The organism is Embleya sp. NPDC127516 (assembly GCF_044765325.1).
In the GTDB taxonomy this organism is placed as follows: Bacteria; Actinomycetota; Actinomycetes; order Streptomycetales; family Streptomycetaceae; genus Embleya.
This window is the reverse complement of record NZ_JBIWJT010000021.1, coordinates 120,910-143,150: the sequence shown is the minus strand read 5'-3', so window position 1 is coordinate 143,150 and position 22,241 is coordinate 120,910. Positions and strand designations below refer to the sequence as shown.

General features: G+C 71.2%; 18 protein-coding genes. 12 read left to right on the top strand and 6 right to left on the bottom strand.

Annotated features, from left to right (window positions below; genetic code table 11):
• The first annotated feature begins 116 nt into the window (after nt 1-116).
• Nucleotides 117-590 (top strand): hypothetical protein, encoded by a 474-nt coding sequence (locus tag ACIRL2_RS34345; protein ID WP_402237426.1) that lies wholly within the window; start codon nt 117-119, stop codon nt 588-590.
• Between the two features lie 83 nt (nt 591-673).
• Here the strand turns inward: ACIRL2_RS34345 and ACIRL2_RS34340 are convergent, their stop codons facing one another.
• Together ACIRL2_RS34340 and ACIRL2_RS34335 are read right to left on the bottom strand one after the other, a co-directional pair.
• Entirely contained in the window at nt 674-1,615 is a 942-nt protein-coding gene (locus ACIRL2_RS34340) for a D-2-hydroxyacid dehydrogenase family protein (RefSeq protein ID WP_402237424.1), read from the bottom strand.
• A 56-nt stretch (nt 1,616-1,671) separates the two neighbouring features.
• Nucleotides 1,672-2,520 (bottom strand): SAM-dependent methyltransferase, encoded by an 849-nt coding sequence (locus ACIRL2_RS34335; protein ID WP_395870218.1) that lies wholly within the window; start codon nt 2,518-2,520, stop codon nt 1,672-1,674.
• A gap of 383 nt (nt 2,521-2,903) precedes the next feature.
• Between ACIRL2_RS34335 and ACIRL2_RS34330 the strand changes: the two genes are divergently transcribed.
• Both ACIRL2_RS34330 and ACIRL2_RS34325 read left to right on the top strand, forming a co-directional pair.
• Nucleotides 2,904-5,033 (top strand): hydantoinase/oxoprolinase family protein, encoded by a 2,130-nt coding sequence (locus tag ACIRL2_RS34330; RefSeq protein WP_402237421.1) that lies wholly within the window; start codon nt 2,904-2,906, stop codon nt 5,031-5,033.
• Nucleotide 5,034: 1 nt separating this feature from the next.
• A complete protein-coding gene (locus ACIRL2_RS34325; protein ID WP_331770580.1) occupies nt 5,035-6,912 on the top strand; it encodes a hydantoinase B/oxoprolinase family protein in 1,878 nt (625 codons plus the stop codon).
• A gap of 82 nt (nt 6,913-6,994) precedes the next feature.
• Here the strand turns inward: ACIRL2_RS34325 and codA are convergent, their stop codons facing one another.
• On the bottom strand, nt 6,995-8,284 hold the full coding sequence (gene codA / locus ACIRL2_RS34320) for a cytosine deaminase (RefSeq protein ID WP_402237418.1): 1,290 nt from the start codon (nt 8,282-8,284) through the stop codon (nt 6,995-6,997).
• A 19-nt stretch (nt 8,285-8,303) separates the two neighbouring features.
• The gene (locus tag ACIRL2_RS34315; RefSeq protein ID WP_395870213.1) at nt 8,304-9,737 is read right to left on the bottom strand and encodes a purine-cytosine permease family protein; all 1,434 of its coding nucleotides are present in this window, start codon (nt 9,735-9,737) and stop codon (nt 8,304-8,306) included.
• Nucleotides 9,738-9,908: 171 nt separating this feature from the next.
• Here ACIRL2_RS34315 and ACIRL2_RS34310 point away from each other — a divergent pair, with 171 nt between their 5' ends.
• Entirely contained in the window at nt 9,909-11,540 is a 1,632-nt protein-coding gene (locus ACIRL2_RS34310) for a PucR family transcriptional regulator (protein ID WP_402237415.1), read from the top strand.
• A gap of 37 nt (nt 11,541-11,577) precedes the next feature.
• Here the strand turns inward: ACIRL2_RS34310 and ACIRL2_RS34305 are convergent, their stop codons facing one another.
• Nucleotides 11,578-12,123 (bottom strand): Uma2 family endonuclease, encoded by a 546-nt coding sequence (locus tag ACIRL2_RS34305; protein WP_402237412.1) that lies wholly within the window; start codon nt 12,121-12,123, stop codon nt 11,578-11,580.
• A 288-nt stretch (nt 12,124-12,411) separates the two neighbouring features.
• On the opposite strand from ACIRL2_RS34305, the gene ACIRL2_RS34300 reads away from it, so the two are divergent.
• The 5 genes from ACIRL2_RS34300 (at nt 12,412) to ACIRL2_RS34280 (ending at nt 18,642) form a co-directional block, all read left to right on the top strand.
• On the top strand, nt 12,412-13,338 hold the full coding sequence (locus ACIRL2_RS34300) for an SDR family oxidoreductase (RefSeq protein ID WP_402237409.1): 927 nt from the start codon (nt 12,412-12,414) through the stop codon (nt 13,336-13,338).
• 245 nt (nt 13,339-13,583) lie between these two features.
• Nucleotides 13,584-14,789, top strand: coding sequence for a CaiB/BaiF CoA transferase family protein (locus ACIRL2_RS34295; RefSeq protein WP_395870206.1), 1,206 nt, complete (start codon nt 13,584-13,586; stop codon nt 14,787-14,789).
• On the top strand, nt 14,786-16,339 hold the full coding sequence (locus tag ACIRL2_RS34290) for a carboxyl transferase domain-containing protein (protein WP_402237406.1): 1,554 nt from the start codon (nt 14,786-14,788) through the stop codon (nt 16,337-16,339). Before ACIRL2_RS34295 ends, ACIRL2_RS34290 begins: the two co-directional genes overlap by 4 nt.
• A 163-nt stretch (nt 16,340-16,502) precedes the next feature.
• Entirely contained in the window at nt 16,503-17,459 is a 957-nt protein-coding gene (locus tag ACIRL2_RS34285; protein WP_402237403.1) for a carbamate kinase, read from the top strand.
• 58 nt (nt 17,460-17,517) lie between these two features.
• Nucleotides 17,518-18,642: a ring-opening amidohydrolase gene (locus ACIRL2_RS34280; protein WP_402237400.1), complete on the top strand. Its 1,125-nt coding sequence runs from the start codon at nt 17,518-17,520 to the stop codon at nt 18,640-18,642.
• A gap of 141 nt (nt 18,643-18,783) precedes the next feature.
• Here ACIRL2_RS34280 and ACIRL2_RS34275 read toward each other — a convergent pair whose 3' ends face one another.
• A complete protein-coding gene (locus ACIRL2_RS34275; RefSeq protein WP_402237397.1) occupies nt 18,784-19,398 on the bottom strand; it encodes a YciI family protein in 615 nt (204 codons plus the stop codon).
• A 317-nt stretch (nt 19,399-19,715) separates the two neighbouring features.
• On the opposite strand from ACIRL2_RS34275, the gene ACIRL2_RS34270 reads away from it, so the two are divergent.
• From ACIRL2_RS34270 to ACIRL2_RS34260, 3 genes are all read left to right on the top strand, one after another.
• Nucleotides 19,716-20,288 carry a papain-like cysteine protease family protein gene (locus tag ACIRL2_RS34270; RefSeq protein ID WP_395870196.1) on the top strand — a complete coding sequence of 191 codons (573 nt, stop codon included), beginning with the start codon at nt 19,716-19,718 and terminating at the stop codon, nt 20,286-20,288.
• A gap of 81 nt (nt 20,289-20,369) precedes the next feature.
• Nucleotides 20,370-21,149, top strand: coding sequence for an LPXTG cell wall anchor domain-containing protein (locus ACIRL2_RS34265; protein WP_395870194.1), 780 nt, complete (start codon nt 20,370-20,372; stop codon nt 21,147-21,149).
• 195 nt (nt 21,150-21,344) lie between these two features.
• Nucleotides 21,345-22,127, top strand: a complete 783-nt coding sequence (locus ACIRL2_RS34260; RefSeq protein ID WP_395870192.1) for an isoprenyl transferase — start codon at nt 21,345-21,347, stop codon at nt 22,125-22,127.
• Nucleotides 22,128-22,241 lie beyond the last annotated feature (114 nt).

The following is a 22,241-nucleotide window of genomic DNA, read 5'->3' as shown; positions in this document are numbered from 1 at the left end:
ACCCAAGACCGGGCCGCCGGTCGGTCCCACCGGCGAACGGTTCGCCTCGGTGGATATCGCCCGGCGCACCTCGCCTCTCGGCCCCGTTCCGCGGTCCCGGGTGGGAGGTGGACGTCGTGGACGGACCGTCGCTTTCGGGACGGGAACGCCGCACCCTCGCGCGACTGGAGGAATCCCTCGCGGAGGACGAGCAGTTGGCCGAACTGCTGCGCGTCTTCGAGGACCCGATACCGCAACCGGATCGGCGCCGCCGTCGCGTCGGTATCCGCGCACCCGATTGGACGGCGATATCGAAGTGGACAGCCGTGGGCCTGTCCGGCGCCGCGCTCGGACTGTTGGTCGCCGCAGTGCTCGGGGGAGACCTGATCGTCGCGTCGGCCGCCATCTACGTCACGGTGGCGGCGCTGTCGGTGATCGGGGTTTTCGCCTATCTGCGGTGGTGGCGCCGGGACGGTGCGGGCGCCGGGCATGTGCCGCACCGGGCGCATCCCACCCACGTACACGGGTGGACCCGTGCGTACCATCCTCGGGCCACCGACGCTCCCGACCATCGAGCCATCGATCCGGACGACCCGGGACGGGAGCGGTGATCGAGGCGGCGGAGGCGGCCGAGGGGGCCGACGGGTGATCGAGCCGGTGCCGCCGGGCCGGGTGACCGAACCGCCGTGTCGGCCTATCCGAGCACCCGGATCGGCCGGCCGGAGCGGAACGCGGCGATGTCCTCGACCGCGTCGCGGTAGAAGATCTCGTACAACTCGCGGGTGACATAGCCGATGTGCGGGGTGAGTACGACGTTGTCCAGGTCGCGCAGCGGGTGATCGGCGGGCAGCGGTTCGATGTCGTACACGTCCAGCGCCGCGGCGGCGATCGATCTCGCGCGCAGCGCGGCCACGAGCGCGGCCTCGTCCACGACGGGTCCGCGCGAGGTGTTGACCAGGATCGACGAGGGCTTCATCAGGGCCAGTTCGGCGGCGCCGACCAGGCCCCGGGTACGGCGGCTGAGCACCGTGTGCACGGAGAGCACGTCGGCGCGGGCGAACAACTGCTCTCGCCCCACCGCGGTCACGCCGTGTTCGCCGGCCCGGTCGGCGGTGAGGTTGTGGCTCCAGGCCACACACTCCATCCCGAACGCCTGCCCGATCCGAGCCACCTCCGTGCCCAGCCGGCCCAGGCCCAGCAGGCCGAGCACCTTGCCGCGCAGCCCGACACCCAGGCCCACCTGCCAGCCGCCCGCGCGCATCGAGCCCCACTCGGCCGGAAGGTTGCGGGCGGCGGCCAGGATCAGCGCCCAGGTCAGCTCGGCGGTCGGATACGCCACGTATCCGGTCCCGCACACCACCACGCCCAGCTCACGCGCGGCGGCCACGTCGATGGCCGCGTTCACCGGTCCGGTGGTCACCAGGAGCCGAAGGCCGGTCAGTCCTGCCAATACCCGTGCCGGAAACCGGGTGCGCTCGCGCATCGCGACGATCACCTCGAAGCCGGCCAGCGCCTCGACCACCTCCGCCTCGCCCGCGAACGGCTCGGTGAACACGCGGATCTCGGCACCCAACGAATCCCAGTCCGCCAGGCCCCGGGCCACGTCTTGGTAGTCGTCGAGGACGGCGATCTTCATGGTGCTCCCGAGGGGATCGAGCCGCGCGGCTGCGGCGATGGGCCCAGGGGGCGAGGCTATCGGGGCAGTCGGCCGATGCCGCCGACCGACAGGTGGCCCTCGGGGGTGAGCGGCTCGGTCACCGGCGCGTCCGGACGCCACAGCGGCAGCAGCACCACGCCGGGCTCGATCAGTTCCAGGCCCTCGAAGTACCCCTCGATCTCCTCCAGGGCGCGGAAGCGTCCGCTGCCCAGCCGGGTCAGGAAGATCTTCTCCAGGGCGCGTCCCTGGGGTGTGGAGTCGCAGAAGTGGGTGATGAAGATGTGACTGCCCGGCGGCAGCGCGTCACGGTAGGCGCGGACCACACCGGCCGGGTCCTCGTGGTCGCCGAGGTGGTGCAGGACGCCCACCAGGAGCAGGCCGACGGGCCGCTTCAGGTCCACGAGTTCGCGCAGCTCCCGGCGGGCGAGCACGTCCGCCGGGTCGCGCAGGTCGGCGGTGACCACGCGGGTGCGGTGGTTCTCCGCGAGCAGCGCGCGGCCGTGGGCGAGCACGATCGGGTCGTTGTCCACGTAGACGACCGAGGCGTCCGGGTTGACCGACTGGGCCACCTCGTGCGTGTTCTGCACGGTCGGCAGCCCGGATCCGAGGTCGACGAACTGGTCGATGCCCTCGGCGGCCATGTAGCGCACACCCCGAGCCAGGATGTGCCGGTTGGCCCAGGCGCCCTCGTTGGTCAGGTCCTGGAGCGCCTCGTCGGCGATCGCCCGGTCCACCGCGAAGTTGTTCTTGCCACCCAGGATGGCGTCGTAGACCCGGGCGACACTGGGCACCGTGACATCGATGCCGGTGGGCGCCCAATCCTCCGGCGACTCGCCCGCCGGCGGGGCCGAAAAGCCCCACTCGTCCTGCTCGCGCTCACCCACGGCTGCCCCTCGATCGCGGTGTCGTGGAGTCACCCGCTGTGACATCCGTGTGCGCCGACCCTATCCGAGCCTTCCTCGATTTCCGGCAACTTCCGTTCCCTACCCATGAGTTCGATTCGCAGCGAACCGCTCTTCGGGAGGGAATCGGTGGATTGGTCCAGACCTTCCGAAGGCGGGCGGTACCCGGGCTCGCAGGGCCCGGGGCGAGGGTCGTACCCGGACCTGCCGGGCCTGCTCACGGGAATCACCAAGTGTTGCCGAGTCCCTTGGCAGATGTTGCCGATTCCGTGGCATGGCGCTGCGAAGTTGAATCGCTGTCAGCAGCCGGGCGACCCGCCCTCCGCGAACGCGATTTCCCTGCCCCTTCCGATTGGAGCGCGCTGATGACGCCTGCCGCGACGGCGGGACCCCGCCGACGGATCCGGATCGGTATCGACACCGGCGGAACCTTCACCGACGTGGTCGCCCTGGACGAGGAGTCCGGCGAGCTCGTCACCACCAAGACGCCGTCCACTCCCGCCGACCCGGCGGACGGCTTCATGAACGGCATCGACAAGGTACTGGGCCTGCTCGGTTGCACGGGAGCCGACGTCACCGCCGTCGCGCACGGCACCACGGTGGCCACCAACCAGCTCCTCGAGGACAAGATCGACCGCCTCGGGTTCATCACCACCGAGGGCTACGAGTACATCCTGGAGATCGCCCGCCAAGCGGTCCCGGACGGCTACGGCAACTCCTACTTCTGGGTCAAGCCGGACCGGATCGTGCCGGTCGACCTGGTGCACACGGTCGGCGGCCGGTTCGACCACAAGGGCAACGAGGTCCGCCCGTTCGACGAGGAGGGCGCCCGGGTCGCCGCCCGTCGGCTGCGTGACCAGGGCATCCTCACCATCGGCGTCTGTCTGCTGCACTCCTACGCGAACTCGGCGCACGAGGAGCGCATGCGCGAGATCCTGCGCGAGGAGCACCCCGACGCGATCGTGTCGATCAGCTCCGAGGTGTTGCGCGAGTACCGCGAGTACGAGCGTTCGATGACCACCCTCGTCGACGCCGCCGTCAAGCCGCGCGTGGCCCGCTACGTCGGCGGCATCCGTCGCCGCCTGGACGCGTTCACCACCGACGGCGAGGCCGCGCGCCGCGTCCCGTTCGCGATCATGAAGTCCAACGGCGGCGTGCTCTCCGCCGAGGAGGTCGTGCACCAGCCGATCACCACGGTCTTGTCCGGCCCGGCCGCCGGCGCCCTCGGTGCCGCGCTGATCGCCCAGAAGGCCGGCTTCGACAAGGTCCTCACCTGCGACGGCGGCGGCACCTCCACCGACGTCTCGGTGGTCCTGGGCGGCGAGCCGACGCTGACCACCGAGGGCTCGATCGGCCGCTTCCCGTCCAAGATCCCGATGATCGACGTGGTCACCGTCGGCGCCGGCGGCGGCTCGATCGCCTGGATCTCGCCCGAGGGCACGCTCAAGGTCGGGCCCCGTTCGGCCGGCGCCGACCCCGGCCCGCTGTGCTACGGCAAGGGCGGCACGGAGCCGACCATCACCGACGCGCACGTGCTGCTCGGCCGGATCCCCCCGCACCTGCTCGGCGGCGAGATTCCGCTGGACGTGGACGCGGCTCGCGAGGGCCTGACCAAGTTCGCCGCCGAACTGGGCATCGGCGTCGAGCAGTGCGCCACCGGCATCCTGGAGATCTCCGCCTGGAACCAGGCCAACGCGCTGCGCCAGATCACCGTCAAGCGCGGTCTGGACGTCCGCGACTTCACGATGGCCACCTTCGGCGGCTCCGGCTCGCTGCTCCTGTGCCGCCTGATCGACATCCTCGGCCTCGCCGGCGTCATCGTGCCGCGCGACCCGGGCAACGTCTCGGCGTTCGGCCTGCTCACCGTCGACGTGCGCTGCGACTACGTGCAGACCGCCGTCGGCGGGCACCCGGATCTCGACCACGCCAAGGTGGCGGGCATCTTCGCCGAACTGGCGGGCAAGGCGGGCGAGGCCCTGGACAAGGAGGGCTTCGCGGCCGAGGACCACCGCTACGTGCGCACCGCCGACCTGCGCTACTTCGGCCAGGCCTTCGAGGTGCGCGTGCCGGTGCCGGACGGCCCGTTCGACGCCGCGCTCGCGGACACCGTCGCCGAGTCGTTCCACGCCGCGCACGAACAGCTGTACGGCTACAACTTCCGCGGCGACGCGAGCCAGCCCGTGGAATGGGTGAACCTGCGGGTCACCGGCGTCGGCCCGATCCGCCGCCCGGAACTGCGCGAGTTGCCCGCCCGCGACAAGGACGTCGAGCGGGCCCGGACCGGCACCCGCCCGGTCTGCTTCGTGGACCGCGACGGCTACGTGGACACCGCCGTGTACGCCCGTGCCGAACTGGCTCCGGGCGACCTGGTCGCCGGCCCGGCGATCATCGAGGAGTTCGGCTCCACCATCCCGATCCACCCGGGCTTCGCCGCCCGCGTGGACGCCTACGGCAACGTCGTGGTCACCCGCGACACCACCTCGAAGGGGGCCTGACATGAGCGCCGGTACCGCCACCACCCCGCAGGACGCGCTGCACGGTGTGGACCCCGTGCTCCTGGAGATCGTCGAGGGCACGCTCGCCTCGGTCGAGATGGAGGTCGAGACCGCGATCGGTCGCACCTCCCGCTCGCCGATGATCCGCGACGCGCACGACTTCCGCGCCGGAATCCACGACCGCAAGTTGCGCAAGCTCACCGGCCGTTCGTACTCGGCGTTGGTACACCCGGTGGCCCGCGACTTCCCGCTGGAGACGATGCGTCCCGGAGACGTGTTCTTCCACAACGACGTCTACGAGTCGGAGGGCGGCATCGGCCACCTGCCCGACCTGTGCGTCACCGTCCCGGTCTTCGCGGACGGGCAAGTGGTCGCCTTCGTGCAGGCGTTCGGTCACCACGACGACATCGGTGGTTGTTGCCCCGGATCGATGCCCTCGGGCGCGACCAGCGTGTACGAAGAGGGCCTGATGGTCCCGCCGATCAAGCTGTGGGACCAGGGCGTGCCGAACCAGGCCGCGCTGCGCATCATGACCCGCAACTCCCGGATGCCCGACTCGCTCGCCGCCGACCTGGACGCCGAGTGCTCGGCGTGCCTGATGGGCTCGCGACGACTGGGTGAACTCTTCGAGCGCTACGGCCGGGAGACGGTCGAGGCGTGCTTCGACGCGATCCTGGACAAGACCACCGAGACCTACCGGCGCGAGATCCTCGCCAAGATCCCGGACGGCGAGTACGTGTGGGAGGACTACGCCGAACACGACGGCGTGGACGAGCCGATGCTGCACACGCAGCGGATCACCCTGACCAAGACGCCCGAGAAGATCGTCATCGACTTCACCGGCACGTCCAAGCAGGCCAAGGGCCCGATCAACCACTGCGGCGACTACGCGGACGGCAACTTCCTCAAGAAGTGGCTCGCGCCGATCCTGCGCAACCTCGCGGACACCCCCGAGCGGATGGCCGAACTCGACGTCAACGAGGGCGTGGTGCCGCTGATCGAGATGAAGTTCCCGGAGAAGGGCACGCTGCTCACGCCGATCTTCCCGGCTCCGACCAACGCCCGTACGTTCGTCATCCTGCGCCTGCTCGGCGTGCTCTCCGGCGTGCTGGCCAAGGCGGTGGACGGCAAGATGCCCGCCGACCAGGAGACGATCCGCTACACCGGCGTGTACGGGCACGACGCGGACGGCCGCTCGTACCTGATGCGTGAGGTGCTCGGCGGCGGCTCGGGTGGGCGCTACTACGCGGACGGCGAGGACACCATCCACGTGGTGCCCGACTCGCGCAACCTGCCCACCGAGTTCACCGAGTCGCGCTTCCCGTTCCTGGTCGAGCGGCTGGGTCTGGCCACCGACTCGGGCGGCCCCGGACAGTTCCGCGGCGGCCTGGGCTACGAGAAGCACATCCGGATGTTGCTCGACGCGTCCTTCATGTCCATCGCGGACCGCTCGATCCTGTCCTGCTGGGGTGTCAAGGGCGGCAAGGCCGGGCGCTCCTTCCAAGTGGTGATCGACCCGGGCGGCCCGAACGAGCGGGAGATGGACGGCCTGGTCGACGACGAACCGGTCAAGGCCGGCGAGGTGATCCGGATCCGGACCACCGGCGGTGGCGGCTGGGGCGACCCGCTGGACCGCAAGACCGAGTCGGTGCTGCGTGACGTGCGCTGGGGCAAGGTCTCGCGCGGCGCGGCGACCGACGACTACGGCGTCGTGCTCACCGGCGAGGGCGACGACCTCGCGGTGGACGAGGCGGCGACCGCCGCACTGCGGGCGTCGGTGCGCGCGGCGCGGCCCGAGGTCGAGCCGTTCTTCGACCGGGGTCCCGGCTACGCGCGGTTGTCCGGCGGGGAGGCCTACCCGGCGGTGGACCTGCTGTAGCGGCACACGAACCGGCCGCGCCTCCCTCGCGATCGGGAGGCGCGGCCTTTCGTCGTGTGCCGTCGGTGGTTCGGGTGTGTCCTCAGCGGCGGGTGAAGTCGACGTCCTCGGGCGCGCGGTTCGGCCAGGTCAGCCGGGTCGGCGCGGCGGGGGTCTCGGCGACCACGCGGCCTCGGGAGATCACGTGGCTCGGACGCACCTGGCGGCGCAGGACGTCGAAGGGCGAATCGGCGGGCAGCAGCAGGAAGGCGGCCGGACGACCGACGGCCAGGCCGTACCGCTCGCCCAGGTTCAGCACCCGGGCGGCCCGCTCGGTGACCATCGCGAACGCCTCGTCCATCTCGTCCTGCCCGGAGAGTTGCGCGGCCAGGACGCCGGCGTGCGCGACCTGGATCGGGTTGGCCGTGCCGAGCGGGAACCACGGATCCATCACGTCGTCGTGGCCGAACGCGACGTTGACCCCGGCCGCCAGCATCTCCTTGACCTGGGTGAGGCCGCGTCGTTTGGGATAGTCGTCGAAGCGGCCCTGCAGGGTCAGGTTCACCATCGGGTTGCAGACCAGGTGGATGCCCGAACGGGCCACGATCCGGCGGAGCTTGCGACTGTAGGCGCCGTTGTACGAGCCCATCGCGGTGGTGTGGCTGGCGGTCACCCGGCCGGCCAGCCCGGTGCGGTGCGCCAGGGTGGCGACCACCTCGACGAAGCGGGACTGCTCGTCGTCGATCTCGTCGCAGTGCACATCCACCAACAGGCCGTGCCGCTCGGCCAGTTCGAAGAGAATCCGCAACGAGCGCACACCGTCCTCGCGGGTGTCCTCGAAGTGCGGAATCGCGCCCAGGACGTCGGCGCCGGCGTCGACGGCACGGGCCATCAGGCGCTCACCGCCGGCACAGGAGACGATGCCCTCCTGCGGGAATGCCACGATCTGCAGGTCGAGCACGTCCCGCACCCGCTCGCGCAACTCGACCAGTGCGTGCAGGGCGGTCAGTTCGGGATCGGTGACGTCGCAGTGGCTGCGCACGTGCAGTACGCCGTGCGCCACCTGCCAGCGCAACACCTGCTCGGCACGGGCCAGTACGTCCTCGCGGGTGAGCAGGGCCCGGCGCTCGGCCCACCGTTCGATGCCCTCCCACAGCGTGCCGGAGATGTTCCAGCGGGGTTGTCCGGCGGTCAGCGCGGTGTCGAGGTGGATGTGCGGCTCGACGTAGGGCGGGGTGGCCAGGGCGCCGGCCGCGTCCAGCACGGGTCCGACCGGGGGAGTGGCTCCGGTGGGGGTGATGCGGGTGACGACGCCGGCGTCGACCGCGATGTCCACGGGTTCGGTGCGGCCGGGAATCCGGCAGTCGGTCACGGTGAGGGTGTTGTCCTGCATGTCGGATCGCTCCAGGAGTTCAGCGTTCGGCGGGATTCGGTTGGCGCGCTGCTCGTTCGCGGCGGCCGAGCAGCAGGTACAGGCCGCCCGCGACCAGTGCGCCGGCCAGCCAGGACAGGTCCACATTGCCGATCGCCCGGGCTCCCGGGCCGCGCAGCGCCTGCGGCACGCCGTACTCGAAGCACCAGGTGGCGACCATTCCGCACACCAGTGCGACGATCGCCGACCAGCGCACGTCGGCGAACAGGCCGCGACGGGGCTCGGCGTACAGGGCGGGCACGTCGATGCGCTGCCGGGCGAACACGTAGAAGTGCACCAGCATCACCGCCGCCCACGGCGCGACCCACGTGACCATGCCCGCGAGCCAGGTGTCGAGGGTGTGCGCCAGGCTCGCCCGGAACACCAGGAACAGCGTGAAGACCGTGGCGAACGCGCCCACCAGACAGGACAACACGCGCCGGGAGACCTTGATGTCCAGGGTCTGGGCACACAACGAACAGCTGTACAGGTTCAGGATGTTCGTGGCGATCGGTCCGTGCAGGACGAGCAGCAGCACCGGGATGGCCAGGCCGCCGAACGAGTCGACGATCAGCCGTCCCGGGTCGGCCTTGGCGTTCACCGTGGCCAGCGAGGCGCCGAGCACGCCGAGCCAGACCACCGGGAGGAACTGGCCGAGCACGCTGGCCGCGTACAACCTGCGTCGTGAGGTGGCGCGGGGCACGAAGCGGGAGTAGTCCGACGCGTAGGCGAACCAGGTGATGCCCCAGCCGACGCCGATCGCGGTCATCACCGTGCTCATCGCCGACCAGCGGTCACCGCCGCTCAACGTGCTCGCGTGGCCCCAGTCGATGTCCAGCCGGGTCCAGGCCACCACGGTCATCGCGGCCAGCACCACCAGGGTCGCGGGCACAGTCCAGCGCTCGAAGTCGGCGATCGCGCCGAAGCCGGACGCGGCGATCGCGATCTGGGTGGCCATCACCACCAGCACGACCACGACCTTGGTGCCGTTGCCGCCGACGTAGCCGACGCTGTCCAGCAAAGCCATTACCAGGTCCAGCACGATCCAGGTGTTGATCGCGCACCAGCCGGCCGAGATCACCCCCTGGACGGCGGCGGGCAGATACGCGCCGCGCCGGCCGAAGGCGGCCCGGGCCAGCACCATCTGGGTCACCCCGGTGCGCTGGCCCATCAGCACGAACAGGCCGAAGACGCCCATGCCCACCAGATTGCCCACGACCAGGACCAGGACGGTGTCGAGCAGACCGAGGCCGAGCACGATACCCAGCGCGCCGAGCACCCAGTTGATCGGTGCGATGTTGGCGCCCGCCCAGATCCAGAACTGGTGCGCGGGGGTCGAGTCGCGGGCCTCGTCGGGCACGGGTTCCAGGGATTGGGTGTGGTCGACGGCTGGTGTGGGTCGGGCCGGTTGCGCGGGTTCTTCGAGGATTGCCACGGAGACCTCCGGTGGGGCGGAGCGGAGCACGGCGGTGGGCTGGAGTGGGGCGGTGTCGAGGATGGGACGGGTCGGTGATGTGGGGTGATCACCGAAGGTTCCTCGGCCCGGGAGGTCGTGACAACGGACACGGTGACCGGGATACTGGCGCATCTTCCGGACGGAGTGTCCATGACCTTGGGACTACGAGAGGTCCTCGACCACCCGGTGATGCGCCGAGCCGACCCGGTCGTGCCGGACCCGGGGGCGGATCTGGAGCGGCCGGTGCGCTGGGTGCACTCCAGCGAGATCTACGAGATCGCGCCGCTGCTGCGAGGCGACGAGCTGCTGCTCACCACCGGTCTGGGCCTGGCCGGGCGGGACGCCGGCGAGCGCCGGCGCTATGTCGTCGACCTCGCGCAGGCGGGGGTCGCGGGGGTGGCGCTGGAGGTCGGACGTACGTTCGGTGAGGTGCCGGCGGACGTGTTGCGGGTGGCCGCCGAGGTGGGACTGCCGCTGGTCGTGCTCCGCGGGATCGTGCCGTTCGTGGAGATCGCCGAGGCGGTCAACGCGGCCATCCTGGACTCGGCGGTGACCCGGCTGCGGCACGTCAACGAGATCGTCCGGGTGTTGTCCGGCGTGCTCGCGCGCGGCGCGGGCGTGGACGAACTGACCCGCACCCTGGCCCGGCTCACCGACCGACCGGTGGTGCTCGCGGGCATCGACGGCACGATCACCGCGTGGGCGGGCACCGACACCCCGGGTCACGTGGCGGCGAGGCCGGCGGCGAGCGCCGGCGTCGAACTGCGCGGGTCGTTGTGGGGGCGGTTGTTGCTGGGGCCGACCGGATCCGGCGCGGCGGCGTGGACGGGTGTCGCTCCCCAGGCCGGCGGTGCCGCGGGGGTGACCGGCGACGATGCCGAGGACCGCGCGTCCGTCCGGTCGTGGTCGGGCGCGGCCATCGGGCTCGCGGACGAGGTGGCCGAGCACGCGGCGCGGGTGTTCGCGCCGGCGCTGTTGCGGCTGGCCGATCGGGACGGGTGGGTCGGGCGCGAGCGGCGCGAACTCGTGGAGGGACTGCTGCGGGACGCGTTGCCGCCGCGCGAGGTGGCGGCGCGACTGACGGTGTGCGGCCTGGTCCCCGCCGGTACGGCGGCCTGGGCGAGCGTCGCGCTGAAACTGCCGGATCCGGTGCGTGCGGTGACGGTGCTGTACGAGGGGCTGCGCGCGTGCGGCGGCCGGGGGCTGGTCAGCGACGGGCCGGACGGTGCGTACGCGCTGATCGCGCTGGACCGGGACACGCACGTGGCCGAACTCGCCGCCCGCCTGGGTCTGCCCGCGGCCACGGGGGACGAGCCGACCGCCGCGCTGGGGCCGCTGGTGCGCGATGTCGCCCGGGTCGGGCACAGCCTGCGGGCCGCGCGGGACACCCTGCGGCTGGCCCGGCGGGTCCGGTCGGTGCGCCCCGAGCCCGTCGCCGACACCGTGCTCGCCGACGCCTGGGCGCTGGAACGGGTGCTGGACCGGCTCACCCCCGAGGACCTCGCCGACCTGGTCGAGGACCAACTCGGCCCCCTCCTGGCCTCGGACTCCACACGCGGCACGGGCCTGGTCGACACCCTCGAGGCGTACCTGCGCTGCGGCTGCTCCAAGACCGAAACCGCCGGCGTCCTGTTCCTGCGCCGCCAGTCGGTACACCAACGCCTGGCCCTGATCGAATCCCTCCTCCGGGTCAGCCCCGACGCCCCCGACCGCCAGGGCCCCCTGCGCGCGGCTCTCACCGCCCGAGCCCTCCTGACCACCCGAGGCCCGCACCCGACCTGACCGACCCGGCGTGTCGCAGTACTCGCCGGCCGGCTGCCTACAGGAGTTCTTTCATGAATTCGGTGGGCCAGGCCGCGGAAAAGGGTTTCGGAAGCCAGACCGGTTCGCCGACCCGGAAGACTGCGGGTTCGGGGTAGACGCCGTTGGTCGCGTCCCGGAAGAGCAGCACCTCGGCTTTGCGACGGTCGACGACCAGGTACAGCGGGATCCCGCCGGCGGCGTACTGGCGTGGTTTGGCGGCCGGGTCGTCACGGTCGAGATCTTCGCGCCGGGTGGAGTTCGTCGTCACCTCGGCCAGCAGGAGGATCCCGGTGGTGGACATGGCCCTGCCGGCTCTGACCAGGACGCGACGGGAGGGATCGAACACGACCAGGTCCGGGGTGCGCTCTGACGCACCGACTTCCACCGAGGTGTTCTCGCGCAACGCCCAGGCGGTGGTGCCGTGTCTGGGCAGGCCGGTGAGAAAGGTGCGCAGGTCGTCCAGAATGTCACCGTGCGGCGCGTCGGGAGCGGTCATCATCACGATGCCGTGCGGCGTCGACTCGAAGGTCACCGGTTCGGACAACGCGGCAAGCTCCGGCACCTCGCGTACGTGGTCGAGAATGCGGCCGGCGACGAAGGCGATGTAGTCGGGGTCGTGGACGTCGGGAGCATGTCCGGATTCGCCGGGATCCAGGTGCGCAGTCTAGTGATCCGGTCCGGGATTCCCTGGCTGTAAGGGTTCACTTGGCGATCGACGGCGTGAGGGGCGCGGGCGTTGTGCTCGACTCGCTGGGGGACTCTGCCTTCGGCAGGATGTGCCCGATTTCGGGGGTGGGTGTTGGCGAGGGCGGACGGTGATGGGGGTGGGTCGGCTGCCTAGCGTGAGTGCATGATCGTGATCACTGGTGCGGCGGGGAAGACCGGGCGGGCGCTGACCTGGGCGTTGGCGGAGCGTGGGGCTCGGGTGCGGGCGTTCGTGCGGCGGCCGGAGCAGGTCGCGGTGGCGGTCGCGGCCGGGGCGAGCGAGACCGTGGTGGGCGATGTGGGCGAGCCGGCGGATCTGGACGAGGCGTTGCGTGGGTGTTCGGCGATCTACCACATCGCGCCGAACGTACATCCGGACGAACCCGCCATCGGCCGGGCGGTGATCGCGGCGGCGCAGCGGGCCGGCGTGGAGCGATTCGTCTTCCATTCCGTGCTGCGCCCGCAACTGCGCGCGATGCCGCATCACGAGGCGAAGGCGCGGGTCGAGGAGGCGCTGTTCGAGTCGGGCCTGGCGGTGACCGTGCTACAGCCGGGGCCGTACCAGCAGAACACGCTCGACGCGCGCGAGGCGATCGTGCGGATCGGCGACTTCGCCGTGCCGTATCGGGTGGACGCGCCGTTCGCCGCCGTCGACCTGCGCGATGTCGCGCAGGCGGCGGCCGTGGTGTTGTGCGAGGACGGCCACGAGGACGCGGTGTACGAACTGGCCGGCCCGGAGGCGTTGACCCCTCGGTTGATCGCCGGGCACCTGGCCGAGGTGCTGGGTCGCCCGGTGACCGCGCGCCGGATCGACCCGCGGGACTGGTACGAGGAGGCCCGTGCCGGCGGATTGTCCGGCTACCCGCTCGAGACCCTCACCGCGATGTTCGCGTTCTACGACCGGCACGGCCTGACCGGCAACCCGCGCACCCTCGCCGCGCTGCTCGATCGTGCGCCGACCCGCTTCGCGGACTTCGCCCGCCGGGTGTTCGGGCCCGACGACGCGCACTACGCGCCGGGCTTCCAACACCAAGTATTGCCAAGTGAGCGCGATTCGTTGGGCAGTAACTGACGGCGAGCAACGCCCGCGAGCGGCCTAGCTTGGACGCATTCGGAGTCGGAGCGCAGATCGCACCGCGCCCCACGCTCGGCCATACGTACCGCACACCCGCCTCGCGCACACGCACCGCACTCACCGCATACACGCACCGACATACGCACTGCCACCACGCGTCACGCACCACACCCGTACACCGCACGGATGCCCGGATGGACGGACGCGCAACGCCGCATACCTGCAGAAAGGGGTGTTTCGACGTGAGCGGACCGCTCTGCGACCTCGTCGTGCTCGACCTCTCCCGCGCCCTCGCCGGCCCGCACGCCGCGATGATGCTCGGCGACATGGGGGCCCGTGTCATCAAGGTGGAGAACCCGGACGGTGGGGACGACACCCGCGGCTGGGGTCCGCCGTTCGTGGGGGCCGAGGACGCACGGGAGTCGACGTACTTCCTGTCCTGCAATCGCAACAAGGAGTCGATCGTCCTCGACCTGAAGACCGAGGAGGGCCGGCGGACGCTGGCCCGATTGATCCGGCACAGCGACGTGCTCGTGGAGAACTTCCGCACCGGCGTGCTCGATCGACTCGGCTTCCCGATGGAGGAGCTGACCCGGCTCAACCCGCGCCTGGTGGTGCTGTCCATCACCGGTTTCGGCCACGACGGCCCGCAGGGCGGCCGGCCCGGCTACGACCAGATCGCCCAGGGCGAGGCCGGCCTGATGAGTCTGACCGGCCCCGGTCCCGACGACCCCACCCGGATCGGCGTGCCGATCGGCGACCTGCTGGCCGGGATGTACGGCGCCTACGGCGTGGTCGCCGCGCTGCACGAGCGTGAGCGCACCGGCCTGGGCCGGGTCGTGCGCACCTCGCTGCTCGCCGCGATCGTCGGTGTACACGCCTTCCAGGGCACCAACTACACCGTGGCCGGCCAGGTCGGGCACGCGCAGGGCAACCTGCACCCCTCGCTCCAGCCGTACGGCTCCTACCGCTGCGCGGACGCGATCATCCAGGTCGCGGTGGGCAGCGAGAAGTTGTGGGCCAAGTTCGCGCCGATGGTCGGCCTGGCCGTGGACGACCCGCGCTTCGCGGTCAACGCCGACCGGGTGGTCAATCGGGCCGAACTCGCGGACGCGATCAACGCCGCGTTCGGCGAGCGCGCCGTGGACGAGCTGCTTCCGGAACTGGCCGCCGCCGGCATACCGGCCGGCGAGGTGCGCACGATCGACCGGGTCTACGAGTGGGACCAGACCAAGTCGCAGGGTCTGCTGCTCGACGTCATGCACAGCACCCTCGGTCCGATCACGCTGCCCGGCCCGCCGATTCGGCTGGACGGAGCGGGCGACACGGCGGACGGCGGTCGGCGCCGGCACGAGGCGCCGCCGACGCTGGGCCAGCACACGGACAGCGTGCAGGCGTGGCTCGACGCCGAGGACGCCCGCGCCCTGCACGCCGCGCGGCGCGCATGAGCACCGCGCCCGTGCCGGCGACCGCGTCCACGCCCGCACCGGTACCCGCACCGACCCGCCGCACCCGCGTCGGCGCGCACGCGCTGATCGGCCTGGTCCTGGACCCCGACACCTGGACGAGCTGGGACACCGCACCGCATCGCCCGGAGCGCCTGGACGCGGGCTACGTCGACGAACTGCGCGCCGCCGAAGCCAAGAGCGGCGTGGACGAGTCGGTGGTCACCGGTGAGGGACGCATCCAGGGCCGCCGAGTGGCGGTCGTGGCCTGCGAATTCGACTTCCTGGCCGGCTCGATCGGGGTGGCCGCGTCCTCGCGCCTGGTCGCCGCGGTCGAACGCGCCACGGCCGAGCGGCTGCCGCTCGTCGCGTCGCCGACCTCCGGCGGCACCCGGATGCAGGAGGGCACCGTCGCCTTCCTCCAGATGGTCCGGATCAGTGCCGCGGTCGCCGCGCACAAGAGCGCCGGTCTGCCGTATCTGGTCTACCTGCGCGGGCCCACCACCGGTGGTGTGCTCGCCTCGTGGGGCTCGCTGGGCCACGTCACCGCCGCCGAACCCGGCGCGTTGATCGGTTTCCTCGGCCCGCGCGTGTACGAGGCTCTGCACGGGCAACCCTTCCCCGAGGGTGTCCAGGTCGCGGAGAACCTGTACGCGCACGGTCTGGTGGACGCCGTCGTCGAGCCCGATCGGCTCGGCGAAGTGGCCGCACGCGTCCTCGACATCGTCACCGCGCCGCGCGAACACCTGCCCGACGTCGCACCGTTGCCGGTCGAGGATCTGGCCGACGTTCCGGCGTGGACCTCGGTCGAACTCTCCCGTCGCGCCGAACGCCCGGGTGCCCGCGCCTTGTTGCGCCACGCGGCGAGCGCGGTGGTGCCGCTGCACGGCACCGGTCAAGGTGAGAGCGACCCGGGTCTGTTGCTCGCGCTGGCCCGATTCGGCGGCGCGCCGTGCGTGGTCCTGGCCCAGGACCGGGCCCGGCAATCCAGTCACGGCCCGTTCGGCCCGGCCGGTCTGCGGGTGGCCCGACGCGGCATGCGGCTGGCCGCCGAGCTCGACCTGCCGCTGGTCAGCGTGGTGGACACCGGCGGCGCGGCACTCAGCCGCGAGGCCGAGGAGGGCGGGCTGGCCGGCGAGATAGCCCGGTGCCTGGCCGAACTGGTCACCCTGCCCACGCCGACGTTGTGCCTGCTGCTCGGGCAGGGCGCGGGCGGCGGCGCGATGGCCCTGCTGCCCGCCGACCGGGTGTTGTGCGCCCAGCACGGCTGGTTGTCCCCGCTGCCGCCCGAGGGCGCGTCGGCGCTGCGCTATCGCACCCCCACCCGGGGTGCGGAGATCGCCGCCGCGCAGGGCATCCGGTCGCTGGACCTGCTGCGTGACGGGGTGGTGGACCGGATCGTGGCCGAGCGGCCCGACGCGGCCGACGAGCCGGTCGCGTTCCTGGCCCGACTGGCCCAGGTGTTGGAGTACGAATTGGTCGGACTGTTGCGCCGACCGACGGTCGAGCGGCGTGCGGCACGGCTGGGACGGTACGCGCGGCTCGGCTGCTGAGGCCCGCGGGCGGTGCGTACCGCTCGGCAAGTTCTGCCAGATCGATTGGGTTTTGTGGTCAACAAGCTCCCAAGCCATCGACCTGGTCACCCGCTTAGAGTCCCAAGTCCCGGACGGGACGGCCGGGACTCCCGCGTACGACAGGAACAGGAGAGTTCGACACATGCCAACTCCCCGCACCGGGAGAGTACTCATCGCCCTCGGCGGAAACGCCATGACGGGACCCGATGGGAGTGCCACTCCCGACGCCCAGCGGGCCGCCGTCGCGGTGGCGATGGAAGCGGTGGCCGACCTGATCGCCTCCGGCGTCGAGGTGGTGCTCACCCACGGCAACGGACCACAGGTGGGCAACCTGCTGGTCAAGAACGAACTCACCGCGCACGTCGTGCCCCCGGTGACCCTGGACTGGTGCGGCGCGCAGACGCAGGGCACCCTCGGCTTCACCATCGTCTCCGCGTTGGAGGCCGCGTTGCGCCGCCGCGGGCAGGCGGCGCCGGTGGCCGCCGTGGTCACCCGCACGCTCGTGGACGCCGCCGACCCGGCGTTCGAGCACCCCACCAAGCCGGTCGGCCGGCATCTGCCGCAGGCCGAGGCGGAACGCTTCGTCGCGCTCGGCCAGCACTGGGAGGACCGGGGCGCGAAGGGCTGGCGACGGGTCGTACCCTCGCCCGATCCGCTGGAGGTGGTCGACGCGCCGGCCATCTCGACCCTGGTCGCGGCGGGCTTCGTCACGGTCGCGGCCGGTGGCGGCGGCATCCCGGTGGTGCGCGACGCGGACGGCGCCGAGCGCGGCGTGGAGGCGGTCCTGGACAAGGACCTCACCGCGGCCCTGCTCGCGGCGTCGGTGGACGCGGACGTGCTGGTGATCGCCACGGACGTGCCCAACGCGATGCTCGACTACGGCACCGCGAACGAGCGGGTGATCGGCCGGGTCACCCCCGAGGAACTGCGCGCGCACGCCGCGGCCGGCCAGTTCGCCGGTGGCAGCATGGGGCCCAAGGTCGAGGCGGCGGTGCGCTTCGTCGAGAAGGGCGGCCGGCGCTCGGTGATCACGTCGTTGGATCGCATCACCGCCGCGGTGGCGGGCGAGTCCGGGACGGTCGTGGAGCCGGGCGCCTGACGGGGCGTCGGCGGTTTCCCACGTGGTCGACGAAGTACAAAGAACTCAACGAACTCCAATGAACGAGGTGGAACGAGTGCCCAGGCCGATCGAGGTTCACAAGGTCGCCATCGAGAGCGTCACCGACGCGTCCGGATTGGCCAAGCTCATCGACGACGGCGTGTTCGCCGCGGATGATGTGCTCGCCGTCATCGGGAAGACCGAGGGCAACGGCGGGGTCAACGACTACACCCGCATTCTGGCCGACCGCGCCTTCCGCGAGGTGCTGGTCGCCAAGGGCAAGCGCTCGGCCGAGGAAGCGCAGCAGGTCCCACTGGTGTGGTCCGGTGGCACCGACGGCGTGATCTCCCCCCACGCGACGGTCTTCGCGTACGCGCCGGAGAACCGCTACCAGCCCACCGACGAGCCGCGCGTGTCGGTCGGCGTCGCGATGAGCGAGCAGATCCTGCCCGAGGACATCGGCCGTGTGCCGATGGTGGAGAAGGTCGCCGCGGGCGTACGCAAGGCGATGTCCGTCGCGGGCATCACCGACCCGGCCGACGTGCACTACGTGCAGACCAAGACGCCGCTGCTGGTGCTGGACACCATCAACGACGCGAAGGCGCGCGGGTTCGACGTGTGGACCGAGGACACCCTCAAGTCCATGGACGTCTCCAACTCCACCACCGCGCTGGGCATCGCCGTGGCGCTCGGCGAGATCGAGCTGCCGACCGCCGAGCAGATCCACCGCGACCTGTCGCTGTACTCGTCGGTGGCGTCCTGCTCCTCCGGCGTCGAGCTGGACTGCGCGCAGATCGTGGTGGTCGGCAACGTGCGCGGCGTCGGCGGTCCGTTCCGGGTCGGCCACGACGTGATGAAGGACGCGCTGGACGCGGACGGCATCTGGTCCGCGATCCGCTCGGCCGGCATCGACCTGCCGGAGCGCCCGCACACCTCGGACCTCGGCGACCGGCTGGTCAACGTGTTCCTCAAGTGCGAGGCGGACCCGAGCGGCAGCGTGCGCGGGCGGCGCAACATCATGCTCGACGACTCGGACGTGCACTGGCACCGGCAGATCAAGGCCACCGTCGGCGGCGTGACCGCGTCCGTCACCGGCGACCCGGCCGTGTTCGTCTCGGTCGCCGCCGTTCACCAGGGCCCCTCCGGCGGCGGGCCGGTCGCGGCCATCGTGCGGATGGACTGACCCACCCCGCAACCCCTCCACCGGCCACCGCCCCCTCGTCCCGGGGCGGTGGCCGGCGGCATGTGGCGAGCGTCGGCGCCGACCTCGGCCTCGGCACCGGACCGCTCGACCGGAGCGACGGACCCCGGACTCGGACGGGACCTAGTCCTCCGAGCGGCCGCCGAAGCACCAGTCGTGGACTTCGATGTCCCGGTACAGGCCGGCCCGCGCGTACGGTCCCTGGGCCAACAGGTCCTCCGCGGCGGCGCGGTCCGGTAGTTCGGCCAGGATCGCGGTGCCCAGCCAGTCCTGGGCGTCGTCGTCGGAGAGCAACGGCCCACAGACGATCAGGTTTTCCCGGTAGTCGCCGTGGAGTAGCCGGCGGAGTTGCTCCGCCCGCAGTCGGTCACGGGTCGCGGTCATGCCCGCCTTGGCGTGGCCGAGGATCAGGAATCGCGGGTGGCCCTCCGAACTCCCTTCGAAATCCCACATTTTCCGGCCGAGCGTGTTGTGCCAACGCCGGATCAGCACCTCTGCCTCGTACACGCCCGCCCGGTGGTTCGGCTCCGCGAACGCGAACACACGCGCGGCCTCGGCGTCCGGCAGGTCGACGATGTGGACGCTGCCGGTCACCGTCTCCCCGTCGGGGGCGAACGTCGGCCCGCGGGCGATCATCCCCTCGGCGTACTCGTCCATGAACGACCAATGGGCTTCCTGAAGTTCGTCACGCAGGGCCCTGGTTCCCGGCTTGTCGCGACAATAGAAGAGGTACTCCATGTCGATCCCCCATGAGTCACGCCGTCGTCGGCACGCACAGTACGGGAGCCCGCCCGCCCTGTCGATCAACCCGTGCCGCCCTCGACCCGGTGCACGGCATCGACCCCACGGCTGCCTCGGGACGCTTATCCCGTCACGGCGAGTCATTGCCGCGCAGGGAATCATGGGGATATTTCTACGCTTATACGCCGACTCCTTCCTTCAGGGTGGTTCCCGAATGCTTTCCGAGTGGCTCCCGGGCGAGGTGATCATTTTGCGCTGTCATGCAGCTGCAAGATCGCTCAAAACTCGTCGTATCCACACGGGAAAGCAGGAGTATGAGCAGATTCGGGTTTGCGAAAACCGCATCGGCCATCGCGTTGACGACTTCGGGGTTGCTTCTGGCCGCGAGCGGCACGGCCCGGGCGGAAGCCAACTACGACCAGATCACCATGCTGAAGCAGGAGAAGAGCCAGTGGTGCTGGGTCGCCTCCGGGCTCACCATCGCCAAGTACCAGGGCTACGGCACCACCCAAACGGACTTCTGCACTCGGGCCGCCGGGCGTAACAGCAATCTGAGCTGCGACAACCAGCCCGCGACGCTCCAGGACATGGCGAACGGCTGGGCGAGCCTGGGCATGAAGCAGACCGGCATCGGCCTCTCCAGCGCCGCCTCGTTCAACCAGGTGAGCACCGACGTCAAGGCGGCCCGGCCGATCGGCGCCCGCATCGGGTGGGCGTCCGGCGGTGGCCACATGAACGTCGTCTACGGCTACGACACGTCGAACAACACCATCGCCGTCGGCGACCCGTGGCCGAACACCACCACCTACACGTGGTGGAACTACAACGACTACGTGAGCAACAACTCGTTCAAGTGGACCCACTCCCGGATCAACATCTCCCAGTAGAAGGCGGGCGACATGCAAAACCGAGGCACGTCCACCACACGGGAGAGAAATCGTTTCTCCCGCCTGTCCACCGTTGTGGCGGTGAGCGCATCCGCACTGCTCACCGCCATCGGCCCGGCCGGCGCGGTCGACATCCCCGATCAGCAGGCCGCGCTCGATCTGGTGAAGTCGGCCGGCGTGCACGACGCCGTCTGTCGCTTCCTCGGCGTGCCGCTGCCCGAGGGCGGCCCCGGGGCGGCGCCGGTGACGATTCCGGACAAGGCCGATCCCTGCGAGGGCCTGCCGGCGTTCACGGTGAAGGACCCTCTGGTGGTGAACCAGATCACGCCGGGCTTCGTCGCGGGAACGGCCCTGCCGATCGCCACCCAGGCGATCGCGCTGAGCCATCTCGTGTCCTCGCTGGATGTCACCGTCAACGGCCGCAATGCCACCGTCATGCTCGCCCCGACCCAGGGCGGCGGCTGGCACCTGGCGGCCGTCCGCGACGGCGACAGCGACACCACGTACGCCGGTAAGGCCGGCGTCGGAGCCCTGGTGTTCACCGAGCCCCAGCTGCAGGCGTGGTACCGGCTCAAGGTCACCACCGTCGAGCCACTCAACGACCAGGCCAAGGAGGGTCTGGGCGGGCAGTCCTCACTCTCGCTCGGCGACTACCAGAAGCTGGTCAAGGCCCGCTACGCCGACAAGTTGCCCGGCTCGGACTACGACACCAACGGCGTGTCCAGCGGTTACACCACCGCCGACACGGCGGACGACTCGTCGTCGGCGACGCCACTGATCGTCGGCGGTTCGAGCGCGGCACTCGTACTCGCGGGCGGTGCCGTCGTCCTCCGCCGCCGGCGGCGCGAGAACACCGGCTGAACGCGGTCCCTTCGCCCCGGCGCCCCGGCACAGGCGGGGCGCCGGGGCGAAGCCGCTCCTGCGACACGGCGGCCCGGAGCGGCGACCGGTGTGCAAGTGGCCCGAGTGGTAAAGCCGTTGAGCGCGCTCGCCGACCCGGTGAGAACGTCCCTGGTAGGGTCCGCCGAGGGTTTTGCCACGCGATGGAGATGGTGCATGAAGCTGCTCCCGCTGTTCCTGCGGCGGCCGATCGAAGCGGTGTACGAACGCCGACTGGCCGCCACCCTGATAGGTCTGCCGCGCCCACGGCACGTCGGGATCATGCTCGACGGCAACCGGCGCTGGGCCCGAAAGGCGGGGCACGCGGACGTCCGGGAGGGGTACCGGGCGGGTGGCGCCAAGGCGACCGAGTTCCTGGGGTGGTGCACCGCCGCGGGAATCGAGCACGTGACCCTCTTCATGCTCTCCGACGACAACCTCGGCCGACCCGCGGAAGAGCTCGGCCCGCTGATCGAGATCATCGAGGAGACCGTCCGGGACATCACGGCCGAAGGCCGGCCCTGGGAAGTGCGGGTGATCGGCTCGCTCGACATGCTGCCCGGTGCCGCCGCCCGGGTGCTCAAGACGGCCACCGCCGCGACGAAGGGGCGCGGTGGGCTGAGAGTGGACGTCGCGGTCGGCTACGGCGGCCGACGCGAGATCGTCGACGCGGTGAAGAGCGCCTTCGAGGCACACATCGCGGCCGGTGGGGACCCGGCCGAACTGGTCGAACGGTTCGATATCGAGGACATCTCCCGGCATTTGTACTCGCCGACCGCCGCGCACACCGACTTCATCATCCGCACCTCGGGAGAGCAGCGGCTGTCCGGTTTCCTGCTCTGGCAATCCGCGTACGCCGAGATGCACTGGGTGGACTGCTACTGGCCGGCGTTCCGGCACGTGGACTTCCTGCGCGCGCTGCGCTCGTACGCGAGTCGCGAACGGCGATTCGGCAAGTAGCCGCCGTCGGCGCCGGGCGGCACACCCGGGCGAGCGGCCGGGTGAGCGCGCGGCACCGCGTGCACGATGCCCCGGCCCGATCCGCCGGGCCGGGGCATCGTGTTCGTGCGGTGA